At 71.2% G+C, this 20431-nt stretch carries 17 protein-coding genes; 8 read left to right on the top strand and 9 right to left on the bottom strand.

What is annotated here, in order from left to right; translation table 11 throughout:
* Window positions 1–3 precede the first annotated feature (3 nt).
* Window positions 4–597, bottom strand: a complete 594-nt coding sequence (locus D7V77_RS12065; protein ID WP_120576420.1) for a TetR/AcrR family transcriptional regulator — start codon at window positions 595–597, stop codon at window positions 4–6.
* Between the two features lie 92 nt (window positions 598–689).
* On the opposite strand from D7V77_RS12065, the gene D7V77_RS12060 reads away from it, so the two are divergent.
* A complete protein-coding gene (locus tag D7V77_RS12060; RefSeq protein ID WP_120576419.1) occupies window positions 690–1067 on the top strand; it encodes a DUF1304 domain-containing protein in 378 nt (125 codons plus the stop codon).
* 12 nt (window positions 1068–1079) lie between these two features.
* Here the strand turns inward: D7V77_RS12060 and D7V77_RS12055 are convergent, their stop codons facing one another.
* From D7V77_RS12055 to D7V77_RS12040, 4 genes are all read right to left on the bottom strand, one after another.
* Window positions 1080–1604, bottom strand: coding sequence for an FmdE family protein (locus D7V77_RS12055; protein WP_120576418.1), 525 nt, complete (start codon window positions 1602–1604; stop codon window positions 1080–1082).
* Window positions 1605–1689: 85 nt separating this feature from the next.
* On the bottom strand, window positions 1690–3315 hold the full coding sequence (locus D7V77_RS12050; protein WP_120576417.1) for a caspase family protein: 1626 nt from the start codon (window positions 3313–3315) through the stop codon (window positions 1690–1692).
* Window positions 3312–4031 carry a hypothetical protein gene (locus D7V77_RS12045; protein ID WP_120576416.1) on the bottom strand — a complete coding sequence of 240 codons (720 nt, stop codon included), beginning with the start codon at window positions 4029–4031 and terminating at the stop codon, window positions 3312–3314. Before D7V77_RS12045 ends, D7V77_RS12050 begins: the two co-directional genes overlap by 4 nt.
* Entirely contained in the window at window positions 4024–4536 is a 513-nt protein-coding gene (locus tag D7V77_RS12040; RefSeq protein ID WP_120576415.1) for a sigma-70 family RNA polymerase sigma factor, read from the bottom strand. The genes D7V77_RS12045 and D7V77_RS12040 overlap by 8 nt, the downstream gene beginning before the upstream one ends.
* 146 nt (window positions 4537–4682) lie before the next feature.
* On the opposite strand from D7V77_RS12040, the gene D7V77_RS12035 reads away from it, so the two are divergent.
* Both D7V77_RS12035 and D7V77_RS12030 read left to right on the top strand, forming a co-directional pair.
* On the top strand, window positions 4683–5243 hold the full coding sequence (locus D7V77_RS12035) for a hypothetical protein (protein WP_120576414.1): 561 nt from the start codon (window positions 4683–4685) through the stop codon (window positions 5241–5243).
* A 13-nt stretch (window positions 5244–5256) separates the two neighbouring features.
* Window positions 5257–6474, top strand: a complete 1218-nt coding sequence (locus D7V77_RS12030; protein ID WP_120576413.1) for an MFS transporter — start codon at window positions 5257–5259, stop codon at window positions 6472–6474.
* Here D7V77_RS12030 and D7V77_RS12025 read toward each other — a convergent pair.
* The 3 genes from D7V77_RS12025 to D7V77_RS12015 form a co-directional block, all read right to left on the bottom strand.
* On the bottom strand, window positions 6455–7267 hold the full coding sequence (locus D7V77_RS12025) for an SAM-dependent methyltransferase (protein WP_120576412.1): 813 nt from the start codon (window positions 7265–7267) through the stop codon (window positions 6455–6457). The two genes, D7V77_RS12030 and D7V77_RS12025, sit on opposite strands and share 20 nt — an antisense overlap.
* 114 nt (window positions 7268–7381) lie before the next feature.
* The gene (locus D7V77_RS12020) at window positions 7382–8245 is read right to left on the bottom strand and encodes an ATP adenylyltransferase (protein ID WP_120576411.1); all 864 of its coding nucleotides are present in this window, start codon (window positions 8243–8245) and stop codon (window positions 7382–7384) included.
* A 94-nt stretch (window positions 8246–8339) separates the two neighbouring features.
* Window positions 8340–9785 carry a hypothetical protein gene (locus D7V77_RS12015; RefSeq protein WP_120576410.1) on the bottom strand — a complete coding sequence of 482 codons (1446 nt, stop codon included), beginning with the start codon at window positions 9783–9785 and terminating at the stop codon, window positions 8340–8342.
* 231 nt (window positions 9786–10016) lie between these two features.
* On the opposite strand from D7V77_RS12015, the gene D7V77_RS12010 reads away from it, so the two are divergent.
* The 3 genes from D7V77_RS12010 to D7V77_RS12000 all read left to right on the top strand — a co-directional run bounded on the left by D7V77_RS12010 (window position 10017) and on the right by D7V77_RS12000 (window position 14102).
* Window positions 10017–10577 (top strand): DUF2378 family protein, encoded by a 561-nt coding sequence (locus tag D7V77_RS12010; protein WP_120576409.1) that lies wholly within the window; start codon window positions 10017–10019, stop codon window positions 10575–10577.
* 134 nt (window positions 10578–10711) lie between these two features.
* Window positions 10712–11791, top strand: coding sequence for a hypothetical protein (locus D7V77_RS12005; protein WP_120576408.1), 1080 nt, complete (start codon window positions 10712–10714; stop codon window positions 11789–11791).
* Window positions 11792–11960: 169 nt separating this feature from the next.
* A complete protein-coding gene (locus D7V77_RS12000) occupies window positions 11961–14102 on the top strand; it encodes an FUSC family protein (protein ID WP_120576407.1) in 2142 nt (713 codons plus the stop codon).
* Here the strand turns inward: D7V77_RS12000 and D7V77_RS43685 are convergent.
* Window positions 14077–15168, bottom strand: coding sequence for an energy transducer TonB (locus tag D7V77_RS43685; RefSeq protein ID WP_158624385.1), 1092 nt, complete (start codon window positions 15166–15168; stop codon window positions 14077–14079). The genes D7V77_RS12000 and D7V77_RS43685 overlap by 26 nt on opposite strands.
* A gap of 919 nt (window positions 15169–16087) precedes the next feature.
* Between D7V77_RS43685 and D7V77_RS11990 the strand changes: the two genes are divergently transcribed.
* Together D7V77_RS11990 and D7V77_RS11985 are read left to right on the top strand one after the other, a co-directional pair.
* A complete protein-coding gene (locus tag D7V77_RS11990) occupies window positions 16088–17791 on the top strand; it encodes a hypothetical protein (protein WP_120576405.1) in 1704 nt (567 codons plus the stop codon).
* Window positions 17792–17960: 169 nt separating this feature from the next.
* On the top strand, window positions 17961–20426 hold the full coding sequence (locus D7V77_RS11985; RefSeq protein ID WP_147452051.1) for a hypothetical protein: 2466 nt from the start codon (window positions 17961–17963) through the stop codon (window positions 20424–20426).
* Window positions 20427–20431 lie beyond the last annotated feature (5 nt).

Raw genomic sequence — 20431 nt, 5'->3', positions numbered from 1 at the left:
CCCCTACCCCGCCCAGCCCGCCACCTCGCTCGCCGTCGCCTGGGCCAACTTCGCCGCGGCCGCCGGGTCCACGCGCGCCGTGACGAGCACCCCGATGACCGCGCCCAGGAGCAGCTCCACCCGGCGCGCCACCGTCTTGCGCGGCAACACGCCCGCCCGGGCCGCGCCCTCCAGGGCCCGCGTCAGGTGGCCTCGCAGGAGCGCCCGGTAGTCCTCCACCGCCTGCTTTGCCTCCGCGTCATGCGGGCCCAGCTCCGTGGCCGTGTTCACCAGCAGGCACCCCCGCCGGGTCAGCGCTGGCGGCGCGGTGGCCATGGTCGCCGCGAGCGACTCGAAGTACTCCGTCACCTGTGCGAGGCCCGGCGCGTCCTTCGCGAAGACGCCCAGCCGGGGCCCGATGACCTCCTGGAGGTACAGCGCGATGGTCCGCGCGAACAGCCCGCGCTTGCTGTCGAACGTCTGGTACAGGCTGGAGCGGTTCAGCCCCGTCGCGGCCTCCAGGTCCGACAGCGACGTCGCCTCGTAGCCGCGCGACCAGAACACTCCCAACGCCGCCCGCACCGCCTCTGTCTCGTCGAACGCCCGCGTCCGCGCCACGTCACCCTCCTTGACAATTCTGAACTGACCGTTTCAATATGAATTCGGAACTGACTGATTCAGAATATCCCAACCCCGGAGGGGGAGTCATCATGTCGCCACTGGCACAGGTCTTCGCGGTCATCGCCGCGCTCATCCACGTGTTGTTCTTCGTGATGGAGAGCATCGTCTTCTCGCAGCCGAAGGTGTGGAAGCGCTTCGGGCTGAAGTCGCAGGCGGACGCGGACGTGGTGAAGCCGATGGCGCTCAACCAGGGCTTCTACAACCTGTTCCTCGCCGTGGGCGTGCTGGTGGGCGTGGCGGTGGTGCACTCGGGCGCGGTGGCGTCGGGCGTGGCGGCGGTGGTGTTCGGCTGCGGGTGCATGCTGGCGGCGGCGGTGGTGCTGGTGAGCAGCAACCGGAAGTTCCTCCTGGCCAGCATCGTCCAGGGCGCGCTGCCGGCGCTGGCCATCTCGCTCGTCGTCCTCTGAGCGGCGTTCCGCTCAGGGCGTGACGGTCTCGAAGACTTCGGCGTCTGGCAGGGTGAGGACGGCCCGGCCCGCTTCGCCCAGCTTCTCGCGCGGGACGTCCCGGAAGCGCTGCACGAAGCTGGCGGACGGGCGGAGCGTGAGGGACTGGCCGGTGTCGCGGTTGCGGAACGTGGTCGCGACATCCTCCGGCGAGGGTGTGGTCTCCAGCGACAGGTTGAGCTTGCCCAGGCTGGCGCCGGTGGCCGCCGCCGCGCCGTCCGCGACGCAGGTGTATTGGACCTTCGCCGGGCTGTGATGGACGACCTCCAGCTTGAAGCTGCCCCGGGGCAGGCCCAGTTGCTGGAGCGCGTAATCGCCCATCCGGTAGCCCGCGACCGCCCACGGCCCCGCGCCACCATGCACCAGCGCCACCCGTTCCAGCGCCACCCGTTCCAGCGCACCCGGCTCAGCGGACGGGGTCGCGGTGGGCTTCGCGCCCGCGCAGCCCAGGGTGAGGCCCAGCGTGACTGTGAGCAGGAGGTGGCGGCGCAGGGTCATCGGTGGCTCCGGTGAAAGACAGACGGAGCGTTCTACCCGCAAGCGGCGAGCCATGGCGACACATGGCTCCGGCCATACCGTCTGCTCAGAGCGCGTAGCCGACCATCAGTGACGCGGAGGCCCTGGGTACCAGCGCCGTGCCGGAGTCTCGCTTCGCCATGACGCCTCCGGCGGAGGCGCTCAGCAGCATCGACAGGCGGCTTCGCACGTCCAGCCGCACGCCCCCGGTGACGAGCCCCAGAGGCTCCAGCCCGAAGCGCGCATCTTCGTCCGGGATGCGCGACTGAAAGACGGCCAGTGCCCCGGCCTCCAGCGCGCCGCTGAACGTCCAGGCTCCGAGCTTCCAGTGCGGCCCCGCGCCCAGCCTCAACTCCAGCTCCGTCTGCTGAAAGGACACCCTGCTGCCCGTCCCCCTCCGCACCGCGAGCCCCAGGCCTGATGTGTCCACGCCCGGGAACAGCCGCCCTTCGCGAACCAGGCGCACGTCCAGGCCCGCGAGCGACGACAGGCCCGACACGATGCCCGACGTCAGCGATGGCCCTACCGCGACCAGCAGCGCCGACCCCGCGCCACCCTTTCGCGCGAGCCTCATCCTCGCGGCCTGCTCCAGGGGCTCGCCACCCACCGACACGGTTCCGTCGAGCGGCACCCTCACCGACCGCTCCAGGTATCCGTCCTCTGCTCGCAGCAGCAGCCGGTACGCGCCGGGCGCCACGGCCAGCGTCGTGGGGCCTTCTCCCTTCTCCAGCTCCGCCACCAGCGCGCCACTCTCCGACGCCATGACAAGCCAGCGCCCCGGGGCCTTCACGTCGAGCGTCAGGCGGCCTCGTGCGCGCTGGGGCTCGGAGAGGATCAACTCTCCGCGGCCGCTCAGGTCCATGCGGAACGTGGGGCGTTGCATGCCTCCCGGTGAGACGAGCGTGGACTCCAGCGTCCTCGCGTAGGCGTAGCGGTAGGCCTCTTCCAGCGTGACGCGACCATCTCGCGAAGCATCGGCCGCTCCGCGCAGGCCCACCGCCAGGTGGTGCGTGAAGAAGGAGCCCTGCAACGCATCCGACTCCTGCGCGTACTCATCCGCGCCAGACGCGCTGATGACGACCCGGCCCTCCAGGTCCGAGGCCTCCATCGTGATGGGCGCGGCCACCGGCTTCAGGCCCTTCAATCGCGTGGCGACACCGGAGCGGCACGAGTCCAGGATGAGCAACCCCACGCCCACCGGCGCACCCTTGAGGAAGTCCATCAGCTCGCGCATCGGCAGCTCGGTGCCGCGCAGGTGCAGGCTGCCATCTCCCGCGTGCGACGACACGTAGAGCAGGAGCCAATCCCTCGGCGAGGCTTCCACGGCCAGCCGCGCCCGGAAGCGCGCCAGGGCTTCGCGCAGCTTCGCGGCATCCGTGCCCAGCAGCGTCATCGTGCGCTCCGGAGGCACGGTGCCCACTTCCTGGAGCACCTCGCGCATCCGCTGCGCGTCCGTCTCCGCGAAGCGCAGCCGCTCCTCGTTGGCCAGGCCCTGGTTCTCTCCCACGACCAGCGCCCAGCGGCGCGGCGCTTCCTCCGCGGCGACGCCCGGAAGCGGTCCCAGCACCATCAACAGCACCGCGAGCAGCCGCCCACACACGCCCAGAGCCCAGCGGCGCAGCGCCTCCGCCTCACTCCGGAGCGGGAGCGATACCGCGAACACCCGAACGCCCAGGCCCACCGCGCGGCTCACGGCACGACCCTCAGCAGCGTGCGCGCCTGCGCCTTCCCGATGGCCTCCGGCGTCGCAACCTCCAGCGGGCCCTGCCCCTTCCCGCGCGCTTCGGCGACACGCGACGTGAGCGCCTCGCGCGCCTGCCCCACGTCCAGCGGCGCATCCGAGAAGAACGCATGCAACGCCACCGACCCTGGCGTCACTTCCAACGCGGGGAACAACCGGACCTCCGCCCCCGGCTCCACCGTGCCGCTCGTCTGGCCTTCCCTCGGCCAGAGCGGATCCACCGCGCCCGCTTCATCCACCGCGAGCACCAGCACGTTCCGGTACGGCCCCGTGCCCACCGCCAGCGTCACCTGCTCGCCGGGCCTCGCGTCCTGCACCGGCGTGCCCTGCACGGACAGCAGCCGCAGCGCCACGGGCCCCTTCAGCCGCACGCCGTCCTCCGCGCCTCGCGGCACGTAGACGACCAGCGCGAGCCCCACCGCCAGCGCGGTCACCAGCGGCACGCCCCAGCTCCACCAGGGCCTCGCGGACCGGGCGCGCTTCTCCTCCAGCCTCGCCAGCACCGCCTTCGCGCGGGGCTGGGACAGGCTCGACGCTCGCGCCTGCCGCATCCGCTCGGCGATCATCCCGCAGGCCGGGCAGGCGGCCACGTGCCGCTCCGCGCGCCCCGAGGCATCCAGTCCCGACAGCCACTCGTCCAACTCCAGCCGTGTCAGGTGCTCAGCCACGCTCTGCCTCCAACGCTTCCGGCAGCCGCCCCAGCTCCGCCGCCTTCTTCCGGATGGAGTCCAGGTCGCGGACGATGGTCTTTCGCGACACGTCCAGCATCCCGGCGATCTCCTCCTGGGTCAGCCCGTCGAAGAAGTGCAGCGTGGCCACTTCCAGCTCGCGCTCTCCCATCCGCCCCACGAGGTGGCGGATGAAGTCCGCGGCCTCCCACTGGCTGGGCGTGAGCGCCGCGGCCTCCGGCGCCTCCAGGAGCACCGGCTCCCGCAGCTGGCGCGAGCGCAGCGCGTTGAGACACAGGTTGGTGGTGACGCGGTACACGTACGTCATGGGACGGGCCTCCCGTCGGAACCGCGCGCCAGCCGTCAACATGCGCTCGAAGACCTCCTGGACGATGTCCCAGGCGTCGGCATCGCGTCCCAGCAGCGCGAGCGCGCGACGGTGCACCACGGGCGCGAAGCGCTCGTAGAGCTCCCTGAGCTCCTCCGCACCGAGCCCGCTCGCCATCCGATGGGTCCGACCTTCCTTTTCGTCCTTGAGACACCCGGCCCCGGCGGCCTGGGACATCGCATCGCATCCGCGATGGGCTGTGGGATACTAGTCGTACCCCGTCGGCATGTCCCAGGCCGGCCGCACCGGGTGTCCCAACCGCCGTGAAACGACTCGCCATCGCCATCCTCGTCGCGCTCCTGGGCGCCTGCTTCGACCCGCTCTACGAGGACCCCGACGAACCAGGCGAAGAGTCCTGGGCCGTCTGCTGCGTCCGCAACCAGGTGGACACCTGTCTCTGCGAGGACTCCAACGGCTGTGAGATCCGCTTCCAGGCGTGCTCGGCCGGCACCTGCACGCCGTCGCTCCGGGACAGCTGCGAGACCCTCCACGGCAGCCAGGACGGCGGCACGAGCTTCGACGGAGGCGCCGACGTCGACGCGGGCGTGGAGGCCGACGCGGGCACCGGAATCGAAGATGGCGGCGTCAGCACCGACGCGGGCACCGGAATAGAAGACGGCGGCGTCAGCACCGACGCGGGCACCAGCACCGACGCGGGCACCAGCACCGACGCGGGCACGCCGCCGGTGTCCTACGCGCCGTGCTGCGACCCGTCCACCCACCGGGTCACCACCTGCCGCTGCGAGGCCACGGGCTGCTCCAGCGCTTCCTTCACGCCCTGCGCGTCCGGCCGCTGCGCACCCAACGGGGAGTCATGCGGATAAGGTCTCCCGCGGAATGAAGGGCACCTTCCATTCGCTGCGCGGCTACAACTACCGGACGTGGGCAGCCGGGGCTCTCGTGTCCAACGTGGGCACGTGGATGCAGCGCACCGCCCAGGACTGGCTCGTCCTCACCCAGCTCACCCACAACAACGCCACGGCCGTGGGCGTGGTCATGGCGCTCCAGTTCGCGCCGCCGCTGTTGTTCCTTCCCCTGACGGGCTTCGCGGCGGATCACTTCGACCGGCGCAAGCTCCTGTTCGCCACGCAGGCGGCCCTGGGCGCGCTGGCGCTGGGCCTGGGGCTGCTCACGCTCTCCGGACACATCCGGCTGTGGCACGTGAACGTGTTCGCGTTCCTCCTGGGATGCGTCACCGCGTTCGATGCCCCCGCGCGCCAGACGTTCGTATCGGAGCTGGTGGGCGAGGAGGACCTCGCCAACGCCGTGGCGCTCAACTCCACCTCGTTCCACGCCGCGCGCATGCTCGGCCCTGCCATCGCGGGGCTGCTCATCTCCGCCGTGGGCTCCGGGTGGATGTTCGTCCTCAACGCGGCCTCGTTCGGCGCCGTGCTCTGCTCGCTGAGCCTGCTTCGCGTGAATGAGTTGCACGTGAGGGACCGGGCGCTCCACACGCGCGGAGGACTGATGGAGGGCTTCGTCTACGTCGGGAAGCGGCCCGACCTGGTGGCGGTGCTGACCATGTTCTTCCTCATCGGCACCTTCGGCCTCAACTTCCCCATCTTCATCTCCACCATGGCCGTGCGCGTCTTCGGCCAGGGCGCCAGCGGCTACGGGCTCCTCACGTCCATCATGGCCATCGGCTCGGTGACGGGCGCGCTGCTCTCCGCCCGGCGCGCGCAGCCTCGCATCGGACTGCTGGTGACGGGGGCCGCGGTCTTCGGAGCGGGGCTCACGCTCGCGGCGCTGATGCCCGTCTACGCCCTCTTCGCCATCACGCTCGTCGTCATCGGCGTGTCCGCGCAGACGTTCACCACCACCGCGAACAGCCTGGTGCAGCTGTCCACCGATCCGTCCATGCGCGGGCGCGTGCTCGCCATCCTCCTGGCCATCGCGCTGGGCGGCACGCCGCTGGGGGCCCCCATCGTCGGGTGGGTCGCGGACACGTTCGGTCCCCGCCAGGCGTTGGGCGTGGGCGCCGCGGCGGGCTTCGTCGCGGCGCTCATCGGACTGCGCTACCGCGCGAAGGCGGCGGCTACTTCTTCTCCAGGATGACGGCGTAGAACTCGATGCCCACGCCCTGCCGGTCCTCCTCGGTGATGGAGTCGTCCGGCAGCCCCAGGAACCGGCTCACGGTCTGCACGCCACCGGGGCCCGGCGTCCACGGCTTGCAGAGTTCCAGGTACTCCGGCAGGGAGAACAGCTCGAAGCTCTCCCCCATCTTCTGGAACATGCCCACGAACTGCTCCCACTGGGGCGTCGTCTTCGCGGGGTCCTTGGTCTCGAACGTGGTGAAGAGCCGGGAGCCCGGCGCGGCCCAGTCGTAGAGGTCGCGGAAGAACTTCTGGTTCTCCTCCGCCTTGAGGAACACGGTGATGCCGTTGGCGCCCAGGGCCACCTTGCGCTCGCCGCCCAGGAAGTCGCGCACGTCCGGGCGCTCCAGGAAGGACTTCGCCTGGCGGATGTCGCACTCCAGGTAGCGCACGCGCGGCTCGTTCCCCAACAGCACGCGCGCCTGCGCCATCGTCAGCGGATTGATGTCCGAGTACAGCACCTTCACGTCCGGCGGCAGCACGCCGTGCACATGGTCGTTGGTGGGCAGGCCGGACGCGAAGTCCACCCAGTGCGTGAAGCCCTCCGCGGACAGCCGCTTCGCCGCGCCCTGGAGGCATGCGCGCAACATCCGCACCCACTTCCGCGTGGAGGGCAGCAGCGAGAACATGTACTCCGCCGCCTGCCGGTCCGCGTCGAAGTTGTGACTGCCGCCCAGCGTGTAGTCGTAGATGCGTGCCGCGTCGGGAACCTGGGGATTCACGCCCGGCACGCGGGCCAGCTCGTTCACATCCATGGTCGTCGCTCCATACGGTTCGGGCCCCCCACCCGCGTCGTGCGACTGCCCGTGTCGACGGGTGAGCCTGCTGCCCGGGCATTGTGCCGGTCCGCTCGCGCGGTTGCACACTTCCTACGGAGTGACGCCCGCGACCTGGCGCAGCAATTCCAGCGGCCCCAGCGCGGCGACCGCGTCGAACTGCTCGGGCGTGCGCACCAGCAGCGACCCCGCGAAGCCCAGCGCGTTGACGTTGACGCCCAGGTGCTCCGCGCGGCTCCGAGGCACGAGCAGCATCCAGTCCCGGGTGACGAGCAGGTTGTACGGCGCGTGCTCCGCCAGGCCCAGCCCGTCCCGCAGGAGCCGGTACGCCGCCAGCATCCGCGCGCCCTGCCCCGGCGCGCCCCACGGCCCCAGGCCCGCCAGCAGGTGCGCGAACGGCAGTGACTCCGCGGCCACCACGCGGCCCGGCCCCGGCAGCACGGGGAACAGCGCCTCCACGGGCGCGCGCAGGCGGTCTGGCCCCAGCGGCGGCACCAGCTGCAGGTGCTTGTGGCGCTGGCTGGCGCCGGCCGTCTCCCCCGCGTTGTAGAAGGCCAGCCCGTCCAGCCCCTCCAGGCACGTGGAGAGCGCGTCGAAGTCCGCGGGCGTCAGCAGCGCGTCCTGCGACTCGAAGGCCCGCGTCACCAGCAGCAGGTGGTGCTCCACGACGTTGAACTTGTTGAGCAGGCACACGTGCGCGGGCGCCACGTCCCCCAGCACCAGGTCCGGCTCCGGGTTCGCGAACGGGTTGAACGGCTCCGAGCCAGACGGCGCCGGACGCTTGCGCTCCTTGAGCGCCACCCGCCCCAGCACGCGCACCTGGAACTCCGTGCTCGCGGCCGGCACCGTGCGCGCTTCCGTGGCGATGGGCTGGAGCGCCCCGGTCTCCAACGCGTGGCGGGTGACATCCAGCGTGCGGGGCCACAGGGCGGCGTGCGTCAGCGGTGTGGCGTTCACGGGCGGGCTCCTGGCGCGAGACCTTCCAGTCTGTGCCGTCCGCTCACGCCAGCGTCAACCCGCTTCCAGCAAGAGAGCGCTCCGGATGTCCGCCTCAGCGCGGAGGCGGGCGGAAGACGTACTGGTACACCTGCGGCTCGCTGCCGGGCGGGTACTGGGCGTCCATGAAGGCCACGTGTGCGCTGTGGGTGATGAGCACGTCCTGGAGGCTGTCGTAGAGCACCACCACGTTCGTGGCCTTCCCCGTGGGGTCCAGGTCCACGCGCACCTTCAGGTTGCCCTTGAGGTCCGGCTTCTCCATCAGGTGCTCCAGGTACAGCGCCACCAGCCCCAGCGACACCCGGTCGTAGATCTGCTCCACCGTGCCCTTCGCGGGCGAAGCGGGCAGGTGCAGCTTCCTGGTCAGCTGCGCGGCCTCCTCCGCCGCCTCGGGCACCGGCCGCTCCGGAGCGGCGAGCGCCGCGCGGTACGCCGCCATGGATTCGAAGTAGCGCTCCAGCTTGAGCAACAGCCGCGCCCGCCGCACCTGGATGTCCGCGCGCTCCGGGGCCAGCGCCGCCGCCTGATCCAACCGGGCTTCGGTGGCGGCCACGTCCTGTTTCGCTTCCGCCAGCGTCGCCAGCCGCAAGAGCGGTTCGGGGTCCTTGGGCGTCGCCGCGGCCAGGCGCACCAGGGCCTTCGCCTCGTCCTCCGGGCGGTCGAGCTCCACGGCGAGCTTCACCCACGTGGAGAGCACCGCGGGCTCCGCGCCCCCGAGCGTCGCGTAGCGCTCCAGCATCTTCACCGCCTGCGCCTTGTCGCCCGCGGCGAGCCACGCGTCCGCTTGCCGCCGGTGCGCCTCGCGGTCATGCGGCTGGAGCGCGACGAGCAGCGCCCCGGCCTCCGCGCCCGCCTTCGCGTCTCCGGCCTCGCGCGCCAGTCGCGACAACACCTGGAGCGCCTCCGGCTGCTCGGGCCAGTCCTTCACCGAGCGCACCAGCAGCGCGCGCGCCTCCGCCGCGGCTCCCGGCCGGCCCGCCAGGAGCAGCGCCAGGTCCGTGCGGAAGCGAGGGATGTCCAGCTTCGTCAGCGCCTCGCGCAGCCGGGCTTCCGCCTCCGCGGGCTTGCCCTCCGCCTGCAGCCGCAGGCCGTCCGCCCAGAGCGCGGGCGCGAAGCCGGGCACCGCCTTGCGCGCGGTCTCCAGCGGCGCGGCAGCGTCCTTCAACATGCCCCAGCGCACGTAGACGAGCCCCATCCCCACGTGCGGCCACGGGTTCTCCGGGTACACCACCGCCAGCGCCTTGAACTCGGCGAAGCTCTCGTCCGAGGGCAGCGCGAGGAAGGCCCGGTACACCCGGGGCATGGGGTCCTTGGGCGCCTTCGCCTGCTGCGCGTCCAGCTCCGTGCGCAGCGTGCTGGGGCTGCCCTGGACCCGCGCCGTGTCCACGCGCTGGAGCATCGCCATGCCGTCCGCGGCCGGCGCGGGCACCGGCCGGGCGCCCAGGGCCGGGAGCGCGCACAGCACGGACAGCAGCAGGCACGTCAGGACACGGGACGTCATCGGGAGGTCAGCCAGGGGGAGCCAGGGCGCCCGGACGCTACCAGATGGACGCTCCCCGCGAGGGCTGGGAGTGTTTACGCACCTTGCGTGGATTTCTCGGATACACGCGATGTTTCACGGGTGCCGGAACGGGTGGAATGGCCCTGGAGGACGACCGCGCTTTCGGGCGTTGGACGTCGCCCGGGCGGTAGGTCTTGACCAGAACGCGCGGTGCTGGGCGGAATGGCCCCCATGGCCACCGCCGAGAAACTCGTATTCCCGACCATCGTCGAAGGACTCTTCGTCCGGGGACTTTCCGGGAAGGTGCCCTTCTCCCTCAAGGAGCAGCTGCGCAAGGAGGGCCTGGACCTGGACCGGCCCCTGCAGCCCGCGTACTCGTTGGACACGTGGACGCGCTGCGTGGCGCTGACGGCGAAGACGCTGCACCCGGAGCAGCCGGATCCGGTGGCGTGGCGGATGCTCGGCGAGCGGATGATCGACGGCTACCGCGACACGATGGTGGGCCGTGCGCTGCTCGGCGTGCTGCGGCTCATCGGGCCCAAGCGGATGCTCCTGCGCACGCAGCACAGCTTCCGCACCGGCAACAACTACACCGAGGTGCGCATCACCGAGCGTGGCGAGCGCGAGGCGGACCTGTGGCTCAACGAGCCCGGCCTGCTGCGCTACTTCAAGCAGGGCGTGATGCTGGCCACGGTGCGCGCCGCCAGCGGCCCGGCCACGCAGGTGGACGTGGTGCAGTTCGACGACGACAGCGTCACGTACCGCGTGTCCTGGGGCGCTCCGGGCGCCTGAGTCACCGGCGTCCCCCTGTTCGCGGATCCGCGACCGTGGGGCCCCTTGCTCGCACCGGGCCCCATCTGCCAGCGTGAGGGTCTGCGCGCGGCGTCCGGGCCGTGAACGCCGCGCGAAGAGGGGGATTCATCCAAATGCCGTCGCGCAAGCGCGCCAACCTGCCGCGCTGGAACGGTCATCAGCAGGGGTTCTTCGAAATCTGGTTCCTGGTGGTGCTCGACCCGGGCGGAGACCGCGCCTGGTGGTTGCGCTACACCCTGTTCACGCCCGCGCCGGGCAGCGGCGGCGAGCCTCGCGCCACCCTGTGGGCGGCGGCGTTCGACTGCGCATCCCAGGACCGGCCCGCGGTGGCGCTCAAGGCCATCCATCCGGCCTCCGCGTTCACGGCGCTGCCGAACGGCGGCGTGCGAATCGCGGACTCGGAGCTGACGCCCGGCCACGTCCACGGACAGGTGGCCAGCGGTGGGCACTCCATCGCGTGGGACCTGCGCTTCCAGGGCGGACACCCGGAGCCCGTGCGCCGCGAGCCGCGAGGCACCGCGCTGTTGCCCCTGCCCACGCAGGTGGCCCACGTGCACGACGACGTCCTCTTCGAAGGCACGGTGACGGTGGACGGCGAGCGCATCGACGTGAAGGGCGCGCCCGGCCTGCAGAAACACCTGTGGGGCCACCGGCGGTTGGAGGAGCTGACGTGGCTGTACTGCCCGCGCTTCTCCGAGGACCCGGACGCGCGGCTGGAGATCATGGCGGTGCGCGCGAAGCGCAAGCGGGGCCACCCACAGCTGTCGCCCATCTACCTGCGCACGCGAGACGCCGAGCACACGTTCCATGAAATGCCCCACGTGCTCTTGTCGCGCGTGACGTCGCCCGCGTCCGGGGAGCTGTCCTTCCGCGCCGCGTCCGCCACCGTGGCCGTGGAGGGCCGCGCGTGGTGCGACCCGCGCACGCTGGTGGGCTACGCGTACCGCGACCCCAAGGGCTGGGACGTGATGGTGGCCCAGAGCGACGTGGCCCGCTGCGAGGTGCAGCTGTTCTCCCGGCCCCACCCCTTCGCTGCGTGGAAGCCCACCGGGAAGCTGACCTCCACCGTGGGCGCGCTGGAGTTCCATGGCCCGGAGCAGATGCCGGGAGTGCGCTACATCCCATGGGACGGCACCGCGCTCGAAGCGGAAGGCGCGCCCAACGAGGCTGCGCCGGCCCTGGGAACGGGCTGACGCCGGGCCACCCGCCTCCGCCTTCCGGGAGGGAGGGGCTTGTGGCGCGGGGCCCGGGGTACTGCCCGGGTGGCGCCCGGGCCTTGAGGGGGAGGACCTTCCCCCGCCTGTGGATGGGGACGGCCGTAGCCACCCTCTGGGGTGACGGCCCGCCGCTCCCCCGAAATCCATGCGCCATCGACTGCGGAGACACCTCCAGTCGCTCCTCCGGGTGGACCCCGGAAGACCGGCCCTGTGGGCGGGCATCCGGGCCGCCGTCGCCACCGCCCTGCCCCTGTGTCTGTCCTTCCTGACCACCGTGCCCCAGGCCGGCTGGGCGGGCCTCACGGGGCTGCTCGTCACGCTCGCGGACAAGGGCGGTTCCTACCGCGTGCGGGCGCGCGTCATGGGGGTGGTGACGGTGCTGGGGGCGCTGGTCGGCCTGCTCGCCGCGCCCGCGGGCCACACCTATGTGGTGGACGCCACGCTGCTGCTCCTGGGTGTCACCGCGGCGAACTTCGCGCGCTGCTACGGCGAGACAGCGGGCTCCGTGGGAGGGCAGCTCGCCGTCATCTTCGTCGTGTCGCTGGGCGCGCCCACCGCCTCGCCGCGAGAGGCGGTGCTGCGAGGCGCGGCATTGCTGCTGGGGGGCCTGTGGGCGATGGCGCTGTCACTGCTGCTGTGGCCGCTCAGGCCCTATCGCCCCGCGCGCCGGGCGGTGGCGCAGGTGTACGCGGGGCTCGCGATCGCGGCGGAGGACCTGGGAAGGGCCACGCGGGATGGAGCCACGGCCGAGTCGTGGGCAGCGGGGCTGAAGCGCCACGCGCGGATCCGCCCGGACATCGAACGGGCGCGCGACGTGCTCGCGGCCACGCGGCGCGGGAGGCCAGACGAGTCCCGGCGCGGCGAACACCTGCTGGTGCTGGTGGAGCTGGTGGAGCCCATGGTGGCGCTGCTCAGTGCTCTGGCGGAGGCGATGCAGGTGGTGGGGCGCGACCCGCACATGCACGCCACGCGCGAACGGGTCATCAGGCTGTGCGAGGCCTTCGGCGCGATGGACCAATGGGTATCGCGGGCGCTGAGGCAGGAGCGCAACGAGGGCATGCGAGCGCCGCCCCGGCTGGCGCTGAGACCCCGTCGCCGGCAGCCCGCGAGGATGGCCGTGCCCCCGGTGCGGCAAAGCTCGGAGGGGCCGCTGTCCACGCACGTCGCCACGCTGCTGGACCGGCTGCGCGAGCACGCGGGCGTGGCGCACGAGACAGCGTCGGGCCTGCTCTTCGGAGACCCGGTGTCGGCGCGAGGCAAGGGCACGGTGGGCGGTCCCAGACAGGCGCCGGGGTTCTCCCTGTGGCGGCCGATTCGCGACCACCTGCACGCGGACTCGGTGGTGCTGCGGCACGCGCTGCGCACGGGGATGGTGGCCACGGCGGCGCTGGGGCTGACGCGGGCATTGCAGGTGGGCGACGCGCACTGGGTGAGCCTCGTGGTCATCTCCATCCTCCAGCCCTACGCGGGCAGCACGGAGGAGCGCGTCCTCCAGCGCACGCTGGGGACGCTGGTGGGCGCGAGCCTGGCGGCGCTCATCGCGACCACGGTGCACACGCCGCCGATGATGATTGGCGTCATCAGCGTGCTGACGGCCATCTCCGTGGCGCTGCTGCCGCTGAACTTCGGCGCGTTCCAGGTCCTGCTCACGCCGGACTATCTCTTGATGGCCACGCTCAGCTCCGGGGATTGGACGGTGGCGTCGCAGCGCTCACTGGGCGTGCTCATCGCGGGGGCGCTGGCGCTGGTGGGCTCATGGACGCTGTGGCCCAGCCCGGAGCGGCGCCGTTTCCCGGACGCGGCGGCCTCCGCCCTGCGCGCGGACGGGAAGTACCTGCAACAGCTCGTCACCCACCGCAGCGGCACGGAGCCCGCGGTGAACGAGGAGCGCCGCCGCCTGGACCAGGCGCTGCTGGAGGCGGAGTCGTCCTTCCAGCGGTTGATGACGGAGTACCGGGGCCCGCCCGGGCACCTGGAGCCGGGCATGGCGCTGCTCACCTACGCGCGCAGGTTCGCGCTGGCGGTGACGGCGCTGGGCACGGGGCGCTTCGATGGGAGGACCTCCACGGTGCTGCCGCAGCAGCTGGCGCAGCGGGCCAGCGACAGCCTGGAGCTGCTCGCCAGCGCGTTGCAGGAGCGGCGCGAGCCCCCGCCTCTGCCGGCCCTCGCGCTGCCACGCACCAGTGACGACCCCGTGCTGGGCGCGCTCTTGGAACGCGTGCCCCGGCAGCTGGGCATCCTGCACGGCGCGGTGGCGCGGATCAGCGAGGATCCGTCGCTGCGCTGACGGCCTTGGGCGGGGCGCAGGCGGACTGGTAGTCCTGGAGCTTGCGCTGAAAGCGCTCCCGTTCCGGCGCGGGCCATTCCGCGGGCAGCAGCTCCACGGCCTTCTGTTGTTCGGCCAGTGCGGCGGTGCACTGCTTCAGCCCGAACCGCGCGGCGGCGGCGGTCTCCAGCACATAGGGATTGTTGCTGCGTCGCACGAAGGGACGCACCGCGCTGAGAGCCGGCGCGTACTGGCCTGACTGCACGAGCTGCCACGCGGCCTCGCTGGCGGCCCACCCGCTCCTGGGCGCCAGGAAGTAGGCGCGGGCGACGGCCTGGGGATAGAGCGGATCCCCTGGATTATTCTTCGCGAGCTCCCGGGCGAGGTTGAGCCATGCCGAACGGCTCTCGGGATTCTGGCGGACCCGCAGCCGGGCCCATTCCAGTTCTTGATGCCTGTTCAACGTGATCCCCTGCGGAACGAAGCGCACGTGGAAGGTGTAGTCGACACTCACGGGGTGCCCCGAGATGGTCGCGGGACGATATCGAGCCAATTGACACGCCGCGAGGTTCTGCTCGACGCCGGGCAGCCGCGCCCCTTCCACGATCTTGCAGTCACGCACCTGGCCATCCGCGCCGATGCGGCAGTGGAAGACCATGAAGGCGAACGCACCTGGCCTGAGCAGCGCCTCGGGATACGTGAAGGCCGCCGGCGAGATCACCTTCGGACCGGTGAATGCCTCGGACTCGAGCCTGCAAGCTTCGGCGAGACCTGCCACACACGCGGCCACGATGTCCCGGAATGCGCTGAGGGCTGCATCCTCGCCGGGGGTCCCACCCAGCGTCCTGACCGCCTCTTCGAAGACAAGAGGTGCCTGCTCTGGCTCCAGCTTGAGCGGCGGCTTCGGCGCCACCTCGGCCCCTATCGCGACGTCCCACATCCCCGACGACGGTAGGCCCTTCTTCAACTGGAAGGCCTCCATCTCGGACATCAGATGGCCATGACTCGCGGGCAGGGTCGGGACGCCCGAATGGGCACATCCGGTGAATCCAAGCAGCAGGGACAGGAACAGCCAGCTCCAACGCATGGTCCGCACTCTAGACCGCGAAGCAGCGCTGGCTGAAGTGGCCCCAGGAACAACCCGTGTCGCCGCGATGCTGCGTATCCTGGAATGGGTTTCCTTCCGGAACGCACACCTGGAGCTGTCTGCTTGAAAGACGCCTCGAACGCCGCGCCCCCTGGCTGGCCCCGGAACACCGTGCGGGCGTTGCCCCTCCTGGTGCTCGTCCTGGCCTCGGCGTGCGCTTCGAACAAAGCCTCCCAACAGGACACCTCCTGGGCCTCGCACTTCACCTTCGAGGCCGAGCGCATCGAGGCGCGGGCCCGCGCGGTGGAGCTGGCCCGGGTGCACGACGTGCGCGCGGAGCAGGCGGAGCTGCGCGGCTGGATGGCGACGTTGTCCAAGGAGATGGCGCTCGGAGGCGCCGAGGCCCAGGGGCCTGGACATGCCGCGCTCGGGCGGGGGGCATTGGCCCTGGGCGACCTGGACGCGGCCATCGAGCACCTGGAGGCCGCATGGAGCGCGGGCTTTCGTGAGCCCTCGGTGGTGTGGGCCCGGGCCCTGGCGCTCAGCCAGCGCTACCGCGAGCAGCGCATCACGGCGTTGACCGTGCTGGATCCGGAGGAGCGGAGGGTGCGCGAGGAGGACACGGAACGTCAGCACCGCGAGCCGGTGCTCGCCCTGCTCCGTCAGGCCCGCGAGAAGGAGGCCCCGTCGGCGGACTTCCTCGCGGCGCTCATCGCCTTTCATGAGGGCAGGCTGGACGCGGCGGCCGCCCTGCTGGAGCCCATGGCCGCCTCGCATCCCTGGCTCGTCGAGGCGCCACTGCTGCGCGCGGATGTGCTGCTGCTCCGCGCCGCCCAGCTGTGGGAGGAAGGACAGGAGGGCGCGGCTGGAGCACGGCCGCGAGGCCCTCGCCGCGGCCAGGACCACGGCGGAGAGCCAGATGCAGGCATACCTGGCGCAGGCGCGCTTCGAGGCCGCCGTCATCGCCGTCATCCGGACCGACCCGCCCGGCACCGTGCCGTTGACCTACGAAGCGGGTCTGGGGCCCGCGGGCAGTGCGCTCGGCGCCCTGGACATCGCGTCCCGGCTGGACCCCGCCGCCCCCGCACCGCCCTGTGAGCGGGCACGAATGCTCAATGCCCTGGCGGAGCATCCGCGTCGCAAGGATCACTTCCAGGGCCATCTGTTCAACGAAGCGGTCGAGACCACCGACGCGATATTGGCCCGGGACCCCACCAGCCGCTGCGCCTACATGGAACGGATCCGGACCCAGGTGTCCCAAGCGGAGAGGGCGAGGCAGGAAGGTTACGGCCCGGATATGCCCAAGGAGCAGGATCTGTTGAAGGCCGTGCCCCCAGCGGGGCGGGACCTCGCGTTCCACCTCCTGCACGCCCGGGTCCTCGGACTCTGGGTGATCATCGAGAACGACTGGGGACATACCCGGGTCGGTGACCGGCACGGCGCGCACCGCGACCAGGCGCTCGACGTCTGGCGGACCATCCTCGCGCTCGAAGCGCGCATCCCCGCGTATTGGATCCAGTTCGGGGAGCGGCTCGTGGAGCGGGGCATGGACCCGTTGATGGAGGACGGCGCCGCGGACCTGGAACAGGCGGAAGCCGCCTGGGCCAAGGCAAGCACCCTGCGCACGAAGGCGCCCGGGTGGTGGCTGCTGGGAGCTCACGTCCAGATGGCGAAGGCCCTGCGAAGCCGGGCCCGGGGTGAGGAGTCCGGGAAGGCGTGGGAGACCGCCAGGGCACGCCTCCGCGACGGGCTCACCCAGCAGCCCCAGGAATCGTCCATGCATCACGCCCTGGGGCGGATCCTCCTGGAGCAGGCGAAGGAGCGTTGGGCACACGGAGGCAATCCCGCGGAGCTGCTCGACGCGGCGGAGGCGGCACAGGCGGTAGCCACGAAGCTGGACTCCGGACATGGCCCCGGGGTGCTGGGGCGGGCGGACGTCGCCGCGCTCCGAGCGGAGTACGCCTGGCGGCGAGGAGAGGATCCCTCCCCCGACGTGGACAAGGCCGAAGCCCTCTACGCGCAAGCCATGTCCGAGAGACCCACGAAAACGGAGGCCATCCTGGGCCTCCTGCGGATGCTTCAAACCCAGGCGCGCTACGAGTTGGAGCAGGGCCGGGATCCAGAGCTCGCCCTCGACCGGCGGAGGAAGTCCATCGACCTGATGGCCATGCTGACCGTGCACAAGCGCGTCTCCTACCTGCGAACCCTCGGGGAGGACACCCTCGTACAGGCCCGATGGGTTGCTCGGACGGATCCGCCTCAGGCGGAGACGCTTTTCAACTACGCGCTGGCGGCCCTGACCGAAGCCCTGGGACAGCAGCCTCGGAGTCAGGAGGCCCGTCTGGCCATGGGTGAGTTGAACCGGTACCGGGCGGTGGCGATGAAGGCCGCGGGGCAGGACGCGGAGCCCTTGCTGGCAAAGGGGCTCGCGCTGGCCGACGCATTGGTGAATGAGCGCCCGAACTGGCCCGAAGCCCTGTTGCTTCGCGCGGCGCTCCTGCGCACGAAGGATCCGGCCTCGGCCCAGGCCCGCGCGGACCGCGATGCGGCGCTGAAGGTCAATGCCAACCTCGCGCCCGGATGGGTGCGTCAGTTCCCCGAGGATATGCCCAAGGTGCCTTGAGCGTGGCGATTCAGTGCGTCGCGCAAGCAAAATGCCCATGACCGCGTAAGGCTTTGTATCCTGGAATGGCACACGTTCCGGCCCGTCACGGAACGCACCAGGAGCCGCGCCATTGAATGACGTCCCGAGCAAAGCCACCTCTGGAAGGTCCAGGAGCGGCGTGCTGGCCTTGCAGGTCCTGATAATCATTGCGGCAACGGCCTGCGCGGCGGACAGACAATCCCAGCGGAGCACGACCTGGGCCGCGCACTTCATCAGCGCCGCGGAGCGCATCGAAGCCCGAGCCCGCTCGGTGGGAATGGCCCGCCTGCACGACGTGCGCGCGGAGCAGGCGGAGCTGCGCGGCTGGATGGAGACCGTCTCCCAGGAGATGGCGCTCGGAGGCGCCGAGGCACAGGGTCCTGGACACTATGCGCTCGGGTGCGGGGAACGGGCCCTGGGTCGCGAGGCGGAAGCGCTGACGCACCTCGAGGCTGCCTGGAACGCGGGCTTCCGAGACCCTCGCGTGGCGTGGGTCCGGACGCAGATCCTGAGCGAGCGCTACCGCGCGCTGCGGCTGGAAGCCATCACCGCTCCCGACCCGGACGAACGGAAGGCGCGCGAGCAGGACGCGGAGAGCAAGTACCGGGAACCGGTGCTCACGCTGCTGCGGCAGGCGGCGGGTGCGGAGTACCCGTCAACGGACTACGGCGCGGCGCTGGTCGCGATGCATGAGGACCGCCTGGACGCGGCGCTCGCGCTGCTGGAGGGCGTGAATACGAAGCATCCCTGGTTCGTGGAAGCGCGGCTGATGCGCGCGGACGTGTTCCTGCTGCGTGCCGCCTGGCACTGGAAGGGGAATAGGAGGAAGGAGACGGGCGAGGACATGACGGCCGCGTTCCAGGCGCTCAAGGATGCCAGGACCACGGCGGAGAGCTTCGCCCCGGCCCACCTGGGCCTGGCGCGGTTCGAGGCCGCCGGAATGAACCTCTTTCATCTCAACTCCGGGCCCGTGCTGCTGCTGTCCAGCGGGGACGACGAGGAGTCAGGCCCGGGGAAAGAAGGCCTCGCGGCGCTGGACGCAGCCGCCCGGGTGGATCCCGGCCATGCCGGGTTCGCCTGCGAAAAGGCGCGATTCCTCACCATGCTCGCGGAGCGCCCGAATACCTACGCGGCCTTCCTCTCCCTGCGCAGGAAGGCCGTCGAGACCGCGCAACGCATCCTGGAGCTGGAGCCCGCGAGCGCATGCGGCCGCATGGAACGGACTCGGGTGATGGTGCAGGAAACCGAGGCGGTCCTGAAGGAGAGCCGCGTGGACTTCTACAAGCTCCAGGAGGCCCTGGACCTGCTGGAGGCCGTTCCTCCGTCGGGACGCGACCTCGCGTTCCACCTCCTGCGCGCCCGGCTCCTCCAGCTCTGGACGGAGGCTGACCTCCAGGTCGGGAGTTGGAGGGTTGGCTCCAACGGATGGAAGCACCAGGAGCAGGCCATCGAAGCCTGGCGGAGCGCGGTCGCGATCGAAAAGCGCGTGGCCGCGTACTGGGTCCAACTGGGGGAGCTCCTCCTGGCCAGGGCTTCCAATCCCACGGCGAAGGATGTCGACCAGGACCTGGAGCCAGCAGACAAGGCCGTGTGGCATGCGATGGGTGGCGGCAGCACGAAGGCAGCCGAGGTGTGGCTCCTGTGGGCGCACACCGAAGTGGCGCACGCCTTGCGGAAGCGAGCCCAAGGCGAGACGGCCCCATGGAGGTTCGAGCAGGCCGCGCACCACCTCCGCAATGCCCTCCTCGACGGGGCCCACAATCCGACCCTGCATCACGAGTTGGGGCTCGTCCTCCTGGAGCATGCGAGGGAGACCTGGGAGCACGGAGGCGACCCCACCGCCCTGCTTCAGCAGGCGGAGGCAGCCCAGGCCCAGGCGGCGAAGCTGGCGCCCTCGCTGGACCTGAGCAAGTTCGGGCAGGCGGCGGTCCACGCGGCGCGAGCGGAATATGCCTGGTGGCGAGGAGCGGATCCCACCGAGCAGGCGGAGCGGGCGGATGCGTTCTACAGCCAGGCGCGCCCCTTCTTCAAAACCCATAAGAACCAGCAGTTCGCAGGCCGCATGAAGGTTTCCCACATCCTGGCGCGCCACCTGCTGGAGCAGGGCCGGGATCCCGACCCCGTGCTCAAGCGACCGTGGGAAAGCCTCGACATCATGGAGCGGATCGGCCAGGACCGCGTCCTGCGTTATCTCGCCACCGGGACGATGTTCAGCCTGCGTGCCCGCCATTCGGCCCGCACGGATCCGGAGAAGGCGGAGAAGGAGTTCGTCGAAGCGGAGAAGTCCTACGAGGAAGCCCTCCAGGTGGAGCCCCTGAATCGGGAGGTCCGTCTGGAGGAGGGCCAGCTGTTCCGTGAGTGGGCAGTGGCGCGAAACGCCGCGAAGCAGGATCCGGAGCCACTCCTGTCCAAGGGACTCGCGCTGGCGGACGCGTTGCTCAAGGAGCGTCCGAACTGGCCCGAAGCCCTGCTGCTGCGCGCGGCAATCCTTCGCACGAAGGACCCAGGCTCTGCCCAGGCCCGCGCGGACCGCGATGCGGCGTTGAAGGCCAATGCCAACCTCGCCCCTGGATGGGCGCGTCAGTTCCCGGAGGACGGGCCGCTCACTCCCTGAGCGCG

Source organism: Corallococcus sp. CA041A (genome assembly GCF_003612075.1).
Lineage (GTDB): Bacteria > Myxococcota > Myxococcia > Myxococcales > Myxococcaceae > Corallococcus > Corallococcus exiguus.
The sequence above is the reverse complement of the archived record's forward strand: the minus strand, read 5'-3'. Positions and strand labels throughout refer to the sequence as shown.